The organism is Metallumcola ferriviriculae, assembly GCF_035573695.1.
GTDB lineage: Bacteria > Bacillota > JADQBR01 > JADQBR01 > JADQBR01 > Metallumcola > Metallumcola ferriviriculae.
The window spans coordinates 403,512-417,980 of sequence record NZ_CP121694.1 but is presented as its reverse complement, the minus strand read 5'-3'; the positions used below and the strand labels follow the sequence as shown (position 1 = coordinate 417,980).

Sequence of the window (14,469 nt, the reverse complement as noted above, 5' to 3'; positions counted from 1 at the left end):
CTATCCCCCTTCGCCAACTCGAGGTTTATCCGTCTCCTCCGGGGTAATGACAACCCGGCGCGGATAAGGAATTTCAATGCCGTTGGCATCCAGCGCCTGTTTAAACAGCTTACGCAGTTCTCTTTCGACTGCCCATTGTTCCCCGGGGACTGTTTGAGCTACAGTCCGAATCACCACCGCTGAATCCGCCAACTCCACAACACCCTGAACCACCGGCACATCCACAATAGTGGCCATATCCTGATAGGCTTGTTCCGAAGTTTTACGCAACACCTCAATAGCCCAGTCCACATCCGCTTCATAAGCAATACCTATACTCACTAATGCAGCCATCTTGCCGCGATTATAATTAGTTACCTTACCAATCTCTCCATTGGGAATAGTGTGCAGCTGTCCTGTCCACTCCCGTACTTTAGTGGTCCGCAGCCCCATCTCATCCACAATACCTGTCACTTCTGCCACCGACACGAACTCACCAACAGAAAACTGATCTTCAAAAATAATAAAAAATCCGGTAATTATATCCTTAACTAGGTTTTGTGCCCCAAAACCCACAGCCAGACCGGCAATTCCGGCGGATGCCAAGATTGAACCAGTGGGAATAGTAAAAATCTCTAACACCATCAATCCAGCAATGAAATAAACTGTGTACATTAAAATACTGCGTAACAGTACACTTAAAGTATGGGCCCTTCTTTCTTCCAAAAAGAGCCCTTCCTTGTCCTCTCTGTTGAAAATATGGTCAATTGCTAAGCCACCAAAACGCAACACCAGGCGGGCTGCAATAAAAATTAATATCGCTTTAAAGGCCCGACTGCCTAAAGTTTTTAAAAATACTACATCGATGATAGGGATTTGGAAAATCTCCAATGTGATAAGTGCTGCAGCAAAGTAAACACCGTAGATGAGAAAAGTCTTGGCCAAGACTTTCACCGTATGAGCAAGCTTTTCATCCATTGCCAGACGGCCGGTTTCTGCCTTAGCAAAAATTTTCTCTATTATTTTATTGCCCACGAATATAACCAGCCGGGCAGCAACGAATAGTAAGACTACCTTAATTAAGGCAAATAAGTTCCCATACGTGATATACCTGACTACATAGCTTTCTAAAAAAGAAAAAAAATAATTAAAGTCCATCTTTAGCACCTCCTAGCATTGACAGCGCTTCTTTGGCATGAGTACTGACTTCCCAGCGGGGGTCAACGCTTAGTGCTTCCAAAGCTGGCGCCGCTTCCACGATTCCCATCAGACCGGCGACCCGAGCTGCCTGTGCCCTAACCTGCCAGCTCTCATCGTCCAACGTTTTCACCAGTGCCTCAGAGACTTCCGCTTTTTCCGCCAATTTACCCAATGCTATTACTGCCTCACGACGAACGTCCTCATGGTCATGCAGGAGGCACTTTGTTAGGTCAGGTACCGCCCTTACTGACTCCGATTCCCCTAATAGCTGAATAACAAACTTCTTTTCCACTGCTTTTTGAACTTCCTTAAGGTGAGAAAGCAGTGGCTGTACTGCTTTCTCACCCATGGAAAGCACCACTTCGGCGGCCCTGGTGGGCAGTCCTGCTTTTGCGCTATGCAGCAAAGGTAATATTTGGGTCAATGTAGTCTGATTAACAGTTTCAGCTAAAGCTCTGGATACGGCTAGTTGTAGCCCCGGATTACTTTGCTGCCAAGCCCACATCAACCACTCTTGCCCGGGATCGCCGCCAAATTTAGCCGCTGCCATGGCAAAATCCGCCTGAGTATCGGGGTCTGCCGTGGCAACCTTCTTCTGCCAACGCCCCCATTCGGGCCTATTAAAAATCGCCTCAAACTGCTGAGCTAATACTACCTGCTCCTCGCTGTCACTGTGTAAAAGCAGCAAAGCAGCCTCTTTTGGCTCAAGTTCGTTTAGACTGATCTTTGCCTTCTTCAAGCCTTTTCTGTGCCGAATAAAAAGGTATAGTGCTACCACCGAGATTAAAGGTAAAATAAGTGTTAACTTCATAGACCCCATAATGCTCTCCCTTTCTAACTTTCGGACCTAATAATAAAAGAGAGGCCTAAAATGTTATGGCCCGCTCTGCATTCATCAGATTTTCAAGAATCGTGTACATATTTGTTACGGTCCCTACACAAAGCTTTTCTTTTAGTTGATAAAAATCTAGGCAGGTCCCGCAGGATAAAACCTCTACCCCAGCTTTTTCCAAAGCCAACAGGTGAGACAATACCGGTGAACTCTCACAAGTAAGATAGACCCCCTGATTAATAAACATCAATACCCTGGGTTTAGTATCATTCTCCACTAAAGTGTAAAAATAGCTCTTAATTAGCACCTCACCTAATTCTCTTTCACCGGAACCGAGTACATTATCGCCAAATAGCATAACAGCCGTCTTTTCATCTGCAGATCGAGACAGGCCCTGGATATCCTCTCTATAAATATGCACATGATACCTATCCTCCTGCTGTTCCACCTGGACATCCATGGCCAGACTCTTAGCCAACTTCACCACATTGTCACGCGCCGCCTCATTATCGACAATGGTCACCAGCTTCCCACCGGTCAGCTGCTCCAAAGCTTTCTTGGTAACAACCACCGGCTGCGGGCAGGAAAGGCCCGTGGCATCCACAATATTATCCATCATGCTCCCTCCGTTATCTCCTTATTTCAATCATGCTTTCGCCCGTAGTCACTTCACCAATTACCGCAGCTGCCTCACCAACCGCTTTGAGCCGGGTCACCAGTTCCTCCACATTTTCTCTTTCGACAACTAACAAAAGTCCCCCTGAAGTTTGCGGGTCTGATAAAATTGCCTTCCAGTAATCCGGTAAGTCTGCAGTAAAGTTCACTTTATCCTGAAGGTATTTCAAGTTTGTATACGCACCTCCGGGAATAACCCCCATATTAGCATATTCCACTGTACCTTCCAGTAATGGCAGCGCATCTATATTAAGCTGCATACTCACCTTACTGCCGTGGCAGACCTCCCAAGCATGTCCTAGTAAGCCGAAGCCGGTAATATCCGTGGCTGCCAAAACACCTACCTGACGCATAACGGCTGCTGCCTCATTGTTCAGCCTGGCCATTGTGGCGATCAGCTTTTCTTCTGCCTCAGTACTGAGCAGCTCACCTTTCACGGCAGTACTGAGAATGCCGCTGCCCAAAGGTTTTGTCAAAACCACAGCAGCTCCGGGCTTGGCCCCGCTGTTAGTTATAATTTGCCCCGGGTGCACTATCCCTGTAACTGCCAAACCATATTTGGGCTCCTTATCTTCTACAGTATGACCACCTACCAATGTACAGCGAGCCTCTTGCATCTTATCCGCCCCGCCGGCAAGAATCTTCCGTAAGATGTCCAAATCCATCTTTTTGGTATCAAAGCAAGTAACATTTAAAGCGGTAAGCGGCGTACCACCCATGGCATAAATATCACTTAACGCATTTGCTGCTGCAATCTGTCCGAAAGCATAAGGGTCATCTACCATAGGCGTAAAAAAATCTACTGTCTGTACTAAAGCCTGTTCTTCATTTATTTTAAATACTCCAGCATCATCCATCGTTGCGCCGCCGACCAGCAGCCTAGGGTCCGAAAATTGCGGTAAGTCCGCTAATATATCCTGAAGCGTTCCGGGCCCTACTTTGGCTGCTCAACCTGCAGCGCAAGCATATTGGGTGAGTCTGACTTTCTTATCCAACATCCTCACCTCTTTCTATGTCCCATTATTTCGCCAAATTTTCCGCGTATCCTGCTAGTTTTCTGCCAAGAATGCCCGATAGGCGCGCACAGTATGATAGAAATCTACTTTACTAGCTATTTCCAGCGGTGCATGCATATTAAGAATGGACGGCCCGCAGTCTATGGTCTGAATACCTTTGTTGGCAAGAAATTGCGCAATTGTGCCACCGCCTCCCTTGTCCACTTTACCCAGTTCCCCGGTTTGCCACAGAATGTCGTGACTATTAAAAATGTTACGAATTTCTCCTACATATTCGGCAGCTGCATCATTTGCATTAAATTTCCCTCCGGAGCCCGTATACTTTGTCAACACTACACCGTACCCCAATCTGGCAGCGTTATGTTTATCCATGACATCAGCATAACTTGGGTCAACCGCGGCGTTAACGTCTGCAGATATGGCTTGAGATTCAGCCATCAGTTGGTAGATGCCCATCTGTTCTGCGGACCAAGTCAGCAGCTGCTCCAATAAATATTCAAGCATGTTGGACCTCATCCCAGTGATGCCCATACTGCCTACCTCTTCCTTGTCTGCAAAAAGCCCCAAAACCAAACGCTCCGGCTGCTCAATCTCAGCCATTGCTTCCATGGTGGCATAGGCACAGATACGATCATCCTGACCGTAGGAAGCGATAAGACTGCGGTCCAGTCCTAAATCCCGGGCATTAGCCGCAGGCACCAATTCCAAATCAGCACTGATAAAATCTTCTTCAACCATCCCATATTCACGGTTCAGATACTCAAGAAGAGCTAGCTTTACCGGTTCTTTAACCTCCTCATCCTCCACCGGGATACTGCCAAAAATTATGTTTAAACTTTCCCCCGCAATAGCCTGGCCAAGCTTTTTCTGCATCTGGTCCTTAGCTAGGTGGGGCAGCAGGTCAGTGATAGTAAAAATAGGGTCATTATCATCCTCACCAATGACGATAACTTTCTTTTCTCCAGTTGCAGTCACTACCACTCCGTGCAGCGCAAGCGGCACCGCTGTCCACTGGTATTTTTTTATGCCGCCGTAATAATGAGTTTTACACATGCCTAATCCTTCCGCTTCATACAACGGCTGAGGTTTTAAGTCTAACCGCGGAGAGTCTAGATGACTGCCCACCAGTTTAAACCCGCGCTTTAGACCCGCCTTACCCCAAATACCAATTACCACAGAACGTTCCTGCCAAACCCAGTAAAATTTATCCCCGGTTTTTTGCCCCCCTTTCATCGCTTCTTCCAGCGGTATGAACCCCTGTTTCTGACACCAAGCCACAGTTTCTGTTACCGCTTCGCGTTCTGTCTTGGCAGCACTTAAATAAGCCATATACCTTCTCGCCAGTGAAAAGACCTCTTGACGCTCTTGAGGTTCTGACTTCAGCCATCCATTCTTCTTCGTTGCCGCCAGCTTGTCCGCCAGTTCTTTAAACTTATTGTTTTCTCCCATAAAATATCGCCTCCTGTATGGTTAAAGTTACCATGCTTACTATAGGATTACCCGAAAAATAAGATTTATGAACTAAATGATAGTATTCCCTTTTACTCCGTAACAATCACTTCTTCCATGACTGGCAGCAATTGCCACCCTTCACTGGTAATATCAATGCTGCCTTGGTATTGCATGGGCAGATATTGACAAAATATCTGCCTATAGCTGCTGCCGCGCGTACCCTGTACCTCCAGTTCGAAACGAAAATTAACTGAAATGCTCCCCCCTTTAGAGGCGGTGAAAAATGGGAGTCCTACCACCCGTGCATAGTCAGGCATTGCCGTGCTTTCAAGCCCCAAAGAGCGAAACCAATCTCCCGCATAGCGTGGTTGCAGCGCTATCGGTACCGCACTAGCACCGGCCAACCAATTTAATGGTGCTTTATCATCCCAAAATATCCTCAATGGCTCTTTAATTTCCCTTATTTTGACCTGGCCCATGCGTCCATAGGGAGTGAGCACCACAGCTAATTGTGCCTCATCTCTGTTTTTACCTATTGACCGAGTGCGCCGCAAAAAAGCCGGCGGCACTTTACCATTCTTTAAAGGCAGGGGAAACTGCACCACCAGTTGAGAAACATTTTTCTTCGGTACCAACTCTATCACGTAGCTGGCATAAGCTCGGGGAGTGGTACGGGAAAACACAGTAAACAGTATCCCGGCAGATACCAACACCCCGGCTAAGTAGCAAACTAGGATAACATACGCAGCGCTTCGTTTCTCTGACTTAACCCCGAAACGGATAAACAAGAGCAAGAGGAGTACCAACAGATAACTAAACACGCCGCCAAAGCGGGCAATCCCCTCCAAAATTACATGCTGCTGCCAAAAAGAACTCAATGCCTGAGGGGCTGCCCATAAGGCACAAAACTGAAATAATTCCCACGTTAGCAAAGGATATGCTGCTAGTAACAACAACCACCAAAGCGGACTTCTTTCAACACGTTCCGCCAACACGGCTACGACTATTAACGCTAAAGCCGAAGCAGGTATGTTTGTCACTACAGTAATAACACTTACCATGGCCTGTACCGGCGGATGCATGAACACCCCGGGTATTGCCGCTACACTAAGCCAAAAAGCAGCACCTTTAGCGCCATTTCGACGGAAAAGTGAAAAAGCTACTCCGGCGGCCCCGGCCAAATATAACCCCTGATACAAAAACAAATATGCTTTTAACAGCATTCCTGCCTGTAAGGGAATAACCCGATCCACTAACGCTGCTGTTATCAAGCCAAAAAACAGCAGTATCGGTACCATTAATATGCCCGTGAGGGCGTATTCCAACGTGTCTATATGTCGACTACTCATCACCAGTCACCGCCACAAAGGTATTTCTAAAAAGTTATGGGACGATGAGATGATGTATACCGAAATTTAATGAAAAAAGCCCCCAAAGGGGACCGATTGTTACCACCCCGGTATGGAGGTAACATTTAAGTGAAATAACCCATTTAACTACCAAGCAGTTTTGCTATCACTACCTGAAAAAGAAACATCAGTTTAGGAGCCAAGACCGATTCCTGAATTCTCATGCCAATTCCGCTGATTTGATTGCCATCGGGAATGTAATTTCCTACTCCAAATAACGGAGTAACCAGAGTAAGTAAAAGCCCTAAGCCAACCCCGGCGGTAAAAAATGCTACTAGAAGTCCGCCAAGCCGATTAATACTACCAAAAACCGTTCGGTTAATACCGGCAGTAACGATATAAGCGAGCAGTCGAAGTACGATATTGATAGTTATCAGCAGCGTAATAAAAACTAATACAAAACAAATAGCTTCGCCAAAAAACTTAACAGCTGCTACAGGATTATCTGGCGTTTGCCCCATCAAGATGGATAGCAAACTCCGATATAAACTGTTAACCATACCGGCATCACCCGTCTGGGCCGGCAGCGCCAGCCCGGGAAACTTGTCCACCAACCAAAGGCTAATTTTCCCTGCCAAATGATACTTAGTATTGACGAAGTCTGCCACCGTTCCCGTCATTGACCATGCCACTGCAAAGCCCAGCACCAAACCCAAAAGCCCGGTGATGGCATAAAGTAATCCGCGCCGGTAGCCACGAAAACCAGCTAACAATATAAAAACCAGCAAAATCCAGTCTATATAATTCATCCTCTGCTCCTTAGTACAAATTTACTTCCTCTGTGAACGGGATCCCTGACCGGCCTTTTTTCCTAAAAGTTCATACAGGGCGTTGGAACCTCGAGAGACAATAATTCCAGAAAGTATATAGTCTACTATCGGATATGGTGTCTCAAGTTCCATGGCAGCAAATATGCCTACCTGATAGATAGTACATAAAAACATCCCAATGGCCATGGATACCAGCTGACTATACCGGTCGGAAACCAATTTCTTGAATACCGTAGTAAGAAATTCCACCACCAGAGCCATAAAGATTAATGCTTCTATAACTTGCATTATTCTTCCCCCTTTAAACGGACTTGCTAAAATATATGTACCGTTTAAAGAAGTTAGAATATATTCCCCTTATTTAAAGGTATGTTCTTCCGCCGGGAAGCTCCCTGTCTGCACTTCCTCTTTATATTCCGTCAGGGCTTCGGTAATCTCCTGGGAAAGATCACGGTACCGCTTTACAAAACGCGGCTGAAAACGGTCAAATAAGCCCAGTAGGTCATGGTAAACTAACACCTGTCCATCGCACCCCGGTCCGGCTCCTATGCCGATGGTAGGTACTTGTGCCGAACTGGTAACCATATCTGCCAGGGTAACAGGTACACATTCCAAAACGATTCCAAAGACACCTGCTTCCTGTAAAGCACGGGCATCGGAAAGCATTTTGTCTGCAGCAGTATCGGAACGTCCCTGTACTTTAAATCCGCCCAACTTGGTGGCGGTCTGAGGAGTAAGACCCAAATGACCCAGTACCGGAATGCCCGCATCTACAATGGCTTTCACTACCGGGGCCATCTCCACTCCTCCTTCTAATTTAACTGCATGAGCGCCCGCCTCCTTGACCAAACGACCGGCGTTTCTAATGGCTTCTTCTCGGGAAATGTTATAGGACATAAATGGCATGTCCGCCACAACAAAACAGCGGCTGACTGCACGGGTAACCGCACGGGTGTGATGAATCATATCTTCCATAGTCACCGGCACTGTATCCTCCAAACCTAAAACAGTCATACCCAGCGAATCCCCCACCAATATCATATCAATTCCGGCTCGATCCACCAACAATGCCGTTGGGTAGTCATAGGCCGTCAGCATAGTTATTTTTTCTTTGCCCGCCTTCATCTGCCTCAGTATATTTATGGTCACTTTTTTGGTCATATCTTCGCCCCCTATTTGCTAGTATATAATTTATTATATTACCTTTGGCATTATTTAACAAGAAAAGTGATTGAATCGCCTTCGGCATCTTAAGGTAATCGCTTTGGCAGTTCCTGAACCAAGGGCCGCACCCAAGTCCATCACTATCTATAAAGTCTTTAGTGTTTGGGGACATTAAGAACGCCTTAAGCAGATAGTACTATGTCAATATAAACTAAAAAAAGATAATTCTCATGGAGGTTAATACGATGGACACATTTAGCCATGGCTTTTGGCTGTACCTGCTATTTAATAAATGCCTGCATAAGGATATTATCCCTTTTATATTCGGTTCAGTAGTCCCGGATCTAGGACTTTTTACGGCAGCAGCCTACCTTTTTTTAACCGGAAAGAAGCAGCCTGGAGCCGGATGGTTAGAGGCCATTTATAGTAACCCCGCCTGGCGTTTAACTGACGAGGTGATGCATTCATTATTTATCTGGGCAGCCATACTTATTCTGGGAATAGTAATAAAAAATACCGCCCTTAAGTTCTTCGGCTTAGCAGCGGCAATACATATTCTTATTGATATCCTTACCCATACCAAATTCACTCTTACCTATCTTTTCCCGCTCCCGGTACACCGGATAAGCGGCTGGGTCAATTATCTCGATCCCTGGTTTTTAGGCGTAAATTTTTCTTTGGTGTCTATAGTTATTCTTTATTATCTAGCTAAACACCATAACAATCCGGCCAGCTAAACTACTAGGGCCACTGCCCCAACAGCCGCATTAATAGTGCAGCGATCCCTCCCGCCATCAGCGGCCCCACCGGAATGCCTTTCAAAAATATAATGCCCAGGATAGAACCAAAGACCAGCGCAATCATCAACTCGGGTCTCTGCTGCAGCATATGCAGTCCCTGCCCATTGAGGCTGGTTGCCACAGCACCACCAATCAGTGCCAGCAGGCCGGGCAGGGAAAAGAAAGAGTTAAGAATCACTCTACCATCCACTTTATTGGCTGCAAAAGGCACCAGCACTGAGATTACCAAAAATAAGAGCCCCAATTCCAGCCCCCGTCGCTCCAGGGTAGGCAAAAATCGCTCCAAATTCACGTAGTCAATAACCAGTAAAATGGCCGCAGCCGCAGCTATGATATCTGACTTTCCCAATATCCCTAATATTAAAACCAAAATTATAATCCAATTAATCTGTGGCACAGTAACCCCTCCGCTTAAATCCTATTCACCAAGGTATGGGACTAGAATAAATGCGGTCATCCTTTTTCCCGCAAGCAACGTCTGCCGGTAAAACTGTACCCAAAAATATCCGGGTCAAAGCCGCGATACTACCTTTTGTCACCGTCATGAGCACGTCGTTTAGCATCAAGTAATCGGGAAGTATATGAATTATCGTTGGTTGATTTATTATCTGCTGTCTCATTAACTCGTCTCGGGTGCTCAGGTGGCCTTTTGCCCGTTGGAATTTCAGTCTCCGCTTTAGTATCCTTCATCGGTCTAACGGCACCGTCGGGGGCGTTATCCTCCGACCACCTTTTCTGCTCCTCTCGAACGCGGTCCTTATTCATTTTTAATCGACTAAGTATTTCTATATTCCCCGTTTCCGGTACCCCGGCAGGTTTGGCTTTAAAAAATCCTACCAGTCTTTTCAGCAGCCCATCTAAAGTCAACCTTCTTACTGCTATATCGATTGGCCATAGTACGGCAGCTACAGCTAGAAGGTATGGCCAAAGCGGGTACCGTCCGGAGACAGGCGGTAGATTGTCTGCGAATGCTGCTTCTGGTAAACTCAGCAAAGTCCCACCCCCTGCCGAGGCCACTGCCTCCAAAATGCCGCGGCCATCCGTCGTCTGTCCATATTCCGGAGAGTATGGAACCACTAGTCCTACCGTGGAGAGGGCCTGACCGTCATCCGACTTATCCACCACCTTCAGCAGATAAACACCGGACTGACTTACGGGAAAATTGCCACGATATTGACCTGGACCAACTTGATTTAATTCTACCTCTCCCTCGTCCCCCCGAGGCCCTATGAAATTCGCACTAAACGCCTTTGAAGTCAGCAGCTGACGGGGCGTGTCCACGCTGACCATGCCTTCTTCCCCGCTAAAATCAGTGTTAACCAGCAGATCGCTTTCGTGGTGCCTTGGCAGAGTCCAGGCCACCATTTTTGCTAAAATGTTATCAAAGTCTGACCATGCTTTACTCCAAGGCCCGCCAGCATCACTAGTCCAAGCGAGTGATCGGCCTAAGCCAAACTGCCAGGTAGCCAGTACCGGGTCCTGTTTATGACTGCTAAGTACAACCGTAGCAGTTTGTTTGGCACTGGCAGCTACATAACCACCTAATTCAGGCAGGCCTTCTATCCCCTCCATAATGGGGCTGAGCGCGGTAACCCTCGGGGTAAATCTCTCTTCTATCAAATAACTGCGGCTTACCAGCATGGTTTCCTTAGTAAAAATCTTTGGTATGGAAGCTGCGTCAGCAGTAAAGTAATAACGGCCCTGGCCCCATTCGGCCAACGTGCTTAGCAGCTGAGCATCCGCATCATTACCCACTGCAACGGTGGTTAAAGTGATATTCTTTTCTTTCATCCTGTCAGTTAAGGCCTGATACGACCCACCGGTTGCTGAACGACCATCAGTTAGTAAAATAATATGTTTTAACTTGGTTTCCGCTTCTGCTAATTTTTCCATTGCCAGTGCCAAAGCGGGATAGATATTGGTCCCGCCGTTGGCACCGATAGATGCAATGCGCTGTTGTATCTTTCTGGCATCAGTCACCGGACCCAACTCGACCACCGGGTAGACGGAATCATCAAATGCGTATACCCCTACCTGGTCTTTGGGCATTAGTATCTGGGTAGAACGAATGGCCGCTTCTTTAGCCAGCTCCATTTTGGCGTTACCGTATTGGTCTCCGCCCATACTGCCTGATTTATCAATAACCAACATTAATCCCAAACTGGGAAGTTCTTTTTTACCCCGTAAATCCATGTGTACCGGCAGCGCTTCCTCTATCGGCGTACGGTAGTAACCGCCTACTCCAAAGCTATTCTTACCGCCTAGCATCACCAATCCCGTACCTAAATCGCGCACGGACACCTTGATAGCATCAAGAAAAGCAGCCGGCAGGTCAAAAGCAGGTATATTGTCCAAAATTATACCGTCATACCCCGCTAGTCCGGCCTCGGTTTGGGGCACCGCCCCCGGTAAACGGATATCCACCTGAAATTGTTGAGACAAAGCTGCCATCAACGCAGATTCACCCGACTGACTACTTACCATCAACACTCGAGGCGGACCCGTAACCCGGGTCAAAGCATAACCTGAATTATTACGGGACTCTTTATCCCCCGCGGCGTGTACTTCTACCCGAAAGGGGTAAAATCCGGATTCTTCAGCAACCCGGGAGAACAGAAACTGATTCTCCCCCTTATCTAACTGCACTGTTTCCTTACCCGCCAGCGTACGGTCGCGGTAAATATATATTTCTGCCGCACCCTCAAAGTTACTACCTATCGACACCGTCAGCGGAATCCTTTCGCCGGCACGAACCACTTCCGGTACTGTCAATTTATCTATCCTGGCATCTTGAACTTCACCTGTCTGCACCGGAACTATATCTACACGAATGCCGCGCTTTTTTAGCAAGGATGCCGCCTCCACAGCATCACCCAGGTTTTCCTTTCCATCGCTCAAAAGTACCACCCGCTTACGAAAACCCTCCGAAGATAAGGCCGCTGCCAGCTGCAGGGCCTGCCCAATATTGGTATAGTTACTATCGGGTATGGCCTGTATTGTATCAAATAGAGGTTCCGAGGACATAGGGATATCCACCAATGGAACCTCCCCAAATGTTGCTACCGCCGTTTGATCATCAGTATCCTTCGCGTCCGTGGCATCACGGATAAATTGCTCCATCCGGGGTACAGCACCTTTATTGCTGTCTGACAAGTCCGCTAAAAAGGTAACCGCCTGGCGAGAAACAATAAAGTTCCAAGATACTCCTGCTAACGCCAGTACTATCAAAGAAACTATTATATACCTAAGTATCAAACTTAATTTGGCGGAGCCCATATTAACCTGAGATTTTTTCCATAGATAATATAGCACCGCCCAAACGAGCGGCAAAAGCGGCAGCACCCAGACATGATCAAAACTAATAGCCATTGGTAAACACCCACCATTCAGCGGCAATAACCAGTAACAGCATAAAGGCAAGCCATCTCCATAATTCGTACTTACCTGCCCCGTTTTGGGTGCCTCCTGATGTTCCATCGTAGTCCGAGGATACTTCTTGAGGTAAAATACCATTATCACCTAACGGTGGAATACTAACTGAGAAGTAAGCAATATCTTCCTTACCGCCTGAGTAAGTTTGTCTTAGAGAGTACAAGCCGGGATATTCGCCGGTAAAAAGCGTCTGGCCGAGCCCTGTCCGGAGCGGCCATTCCCCTCCATTGGGGCCCGAGACCGTCGCATCAATAGCTTTGGGGTTTAATAATATTGATACCGACTCCCCTGCCGTTACCGCTGGAGTCAGCACTGCACCGGGGGGAACAAGCCAATCCAGAAGATTATTTATTAGAATAGGAAACCCTGGCTTTAAGGCCAAATCAGTATCATGCAAATCAAACGCAAATACTGCCTGCCGCGAATTATTAATCGTAAAAGTGGCAGCAATAGTGCTACCAGCGGCAGTCAGCAATTTGGAATTCGGTGTGGCGTGCAGTGTTCGAGCCTCAGCTAACAATACATCTTTAAACTGCACAAATTCCAGCAGCGCGCTACCAGTGGCACTTTCAATAAAAGCAGGGCCTACACTGCCTTCCAGCGGAAAGACCGTTTGGTCACCCGGGGGGTTCACCACCAGTGCCGGTGCCAGCGGAAGATTTTTAGGCATCCAGCCATCAAAGACATAAAAGTCGAATTCGCCGGGGCGGAAATCCTCAGGCGTGGTCTTGTATAAGGTAATTTGGGGTGAAAGAGTCAACGCCCTCTCCAAAAAAATGTTACCGCGAGTTACCAATACTCCCTCAGATTTCGCACGGGACTTAACAACCGCTGCAGCGGTATTATCTAAGATAAAGTCATCCTTCACCACTAGGCGGGCCTCAAGCACTTTGGTACCGGAGCCTTTATTCTGCCAGAATACGTTTTGGCTTTCATTGGGGCCAAGAGTAATGCTGCGTACATCCATAAGATTCCCGTCAGCAGCCAGCTCCATATCCGCGCTAACACTCTTTTCGGAATAGTTTTTTACTTTAATTAACCCAACCAGCCCATTATCCCCATACCGGGTAGACAAATTCTCTATCCCTATATCATTGTTCCGTTCACCAACATGGTTAAAGCTTACCGGGAAATTAAATTTTACCTCGGTCGGTAGATTGACTCCGTCTGAGATAATTACAATCAACGGGTCTGTGCTTTTCCGGGCCATCGCCTCTGCCAGCGCAAACGCAGCCGGAAAATTAGCTTTACCATAACCCGGCCGTAACTTCTTTGATGTCTGCCTAAGCATGGATTGGTTCCCTGATAATGCAGAAACAACCTCCGGCTGCTGACCGACACGGATTACGGCCAACCGTCCTTGACCCAGCCGGGCGATCATATCATCCAACCTTCTTTTGGCTTCTTCGAATCTACTGGTATCCGTATCTGTGGCCTGCATCGTCGCCGATGCATCTACCAAAACGATAGTATCACCGGCTAAAGGTACCACTTGGGGGAGATAAGGACGAAGCAGTACTAGCACCAATAACAATGCCGCTAAAAGCTGTAATAGCAGCAGTAAGTTAGACTTTAACCGCTGCCATGGGGTATTGGCATCCATATCTTTTAGTAATTTGTCCCACAGCATAGTACTGGACACCGTCAGCGTCTGCCGCCTTTTTTTTAAAAGGTACATTAAGATAATTATTGGTATGATTGCCGCAAACCAGATGCTGGCCGGTGATAAAAAACCCATGG

At 47.1% G+C, this 14,469-nt stretch carries 13 protein-coding genes; 1 reads left to right on the top strand and 12 read right to left on the bottom strand.

What is annotated here, in order from left to right:
• The 9 genes from MFMK1_RS02185 to panB form a co-directional block, all read right to left on the bottom strand.
• Positions 1–1,137: a mechanosensitive ion channel family protein gene (locus MFMK1_RS02185; RefSeq protein ID WP_366923535.1), complete on the bottom strand. Its 1,137-nt coding sequence runs from the start codon at positions 1,135–1,137 to the stop codon at positions 1–3.
• Positions 1,127–1,990: a HEAT repeat domain-containing protein gene (locus tag MFMK1_RS02180; RefSeq protein WP_366923534.1), complete on the bottom strand. Its 864-nt coding sequence runs from the start codon at positions 1,988–1,990 to the stop codon at positions 1,127–1,129. The genes MFMK1_RS02185 and MFMK1_RS02180 overlap by 11 nt, the downstream gene beginning before the upstream one ends.
• Positions 1,991–2,045: 55 nt before the next feature.
• Positions 2,046–2,627 carry a sulfurtransferase-like selenium metabolism protein YedF gene (gene yedF / locus MFMK1_RS02175; RefSeq protein WP_366923533.1) on the bottom strand — a complete coding sequence of 194 codons (582 nt, stop codon included), beginning with the start codon at positions 2,625–2,627 and terminating at the stop codon, positions 2,046–2,048.
• A gap of 13 nt (positions 2,628–2,640) precedes the next feature.
• Positions 2,641–3,684, bottom strand: a complete 1,044-nt coding sequence (selD, locus tag MFMK1_RS02170) for a selenide, water dikinase SelD (RefSeq protein ID WP_366923532.1) — start codon at positions 3,682–3,684, stop codon at positions 2,641–2,643.
• A gap of 51 nt (positions 3,685–3,735) precedes the next feature.
• Positions 3,736–5,151, bottom strand: coding sequence for an aminopeptidase (locus MFMK1_RS02165; RefSeq protein WP_366923531.1), 1,416 nt, complete (start codon positions 5,149–5,151; stop codon positions 3,736–3,738).
• A 92-nt stretch (positions 5,152–5,243) separates the two neighbouring features.
• On the bottom strand, positions 5,244–6,503 hold the full coding sequence (locus tag MFMK1_RS02160; RefSeq protein ID WP_366923530.1) for a hypothetical protein: 1,260 nt from the start codon (positions 6,501–6,503) through the stop codon (positions 5,244–5,246).
• Positions 6,504–6,646: 143 nt separating this feature from the next.
• Entirely contained in the window at positions 6,647–7,312 is a 666-nt protein-coding gene (locus tag MFMK1_RS02155) for a CvpA family protein (protein ID WP_366923529.1), read from the bottom strand.
• Positions 7,313–7,333: 21 nt separating this feature from the next.
• Positions 7,334–7,621 (bottom strand): hypothetical protein, encoded by a 288-nt coding sequence (locus MFMK1_RS02150; protein ID WP_366923528.1) that lies wholly within the window; start codon positions 7,619–7,621, stop codon positions 7,334–7,336.
• 69 nt (positions 7,622–7,690) lie between these two features.
• Complete coding sequence (panB, locus tag MFMK1_RS02145) at positions 7,691–8,494, bottom strand: 3-methyl-2-oxobutanoate hydroxymethyltransferase (RefSeq protein WP_366923527.1); 804 nt, start codon at positions 8,492–8,494, stop codon at positions 7,691–7,693.
• Between the two features lie 248 nt (positions 8,495–8,742).
• On the opposite strand from panB, the gene MFMK1_RS02140 reads away from it, so the two are divergent.
• Positions 8,743–9,234 (top strand): hypothetical protein, encoded by a 492-nt coding sequence (locus tag MFMK1_RS02140; RefSeq protein ID WP_366923526.1) that lies wholly within the window; start codon positions 8,743–8,745, stop codon positions 9,232–9,234.
• A gap of 4 nt (positions 9,235–9,238) precedes the next feature.
• On the opposite strand, the gene MFMK1_RS02135 is transcribed toward MFMK1_RS02140, so the two are convergent.
• From MFMK1_RS02135 to MFMK1_RS02125, 3 genes are all read right to left on the bottom strand, one after another.
• Positions 9,239–9,685, bottom strand: a complete 447-nt coding sequence (locus tag MFMK1_RS02135; protein ID WP_366924852.1) for a DUF441 domain-containing protein — start codon at positions 9,683–9,685, stop codon at positions 9,239–9,241.
• Positions 9,686–9,822: 137 nt separating this feature from the next.
• Positions 9,823–12,666, bottom strand: coding sequence for a VWA domain-containing protein (locus tag MFMK1_RS02130; RefSeq protein WP_366923525.1), 2,844 nt, complete (start codon positions 12,664–12,666; stop codon positions 9,823–9,825).
• On the bottom strand, positions 12,656–14,467 hold the full coding sequence (locus tag MFMK1_RS02125) for a vWA domain-containing protein (protein ID WP_366923524.1): 1,812 nt from the start codon (positions 14,465–14,467) through the stop codon (positions 12,656–12,658). Before MFMK1_RS02125 ends, MFMK1_RS02130 begins: the two co-directional genes overlap by 11 nt.
• Positions 14,468–14,469 lie beyond the last annotated feature (2 nt).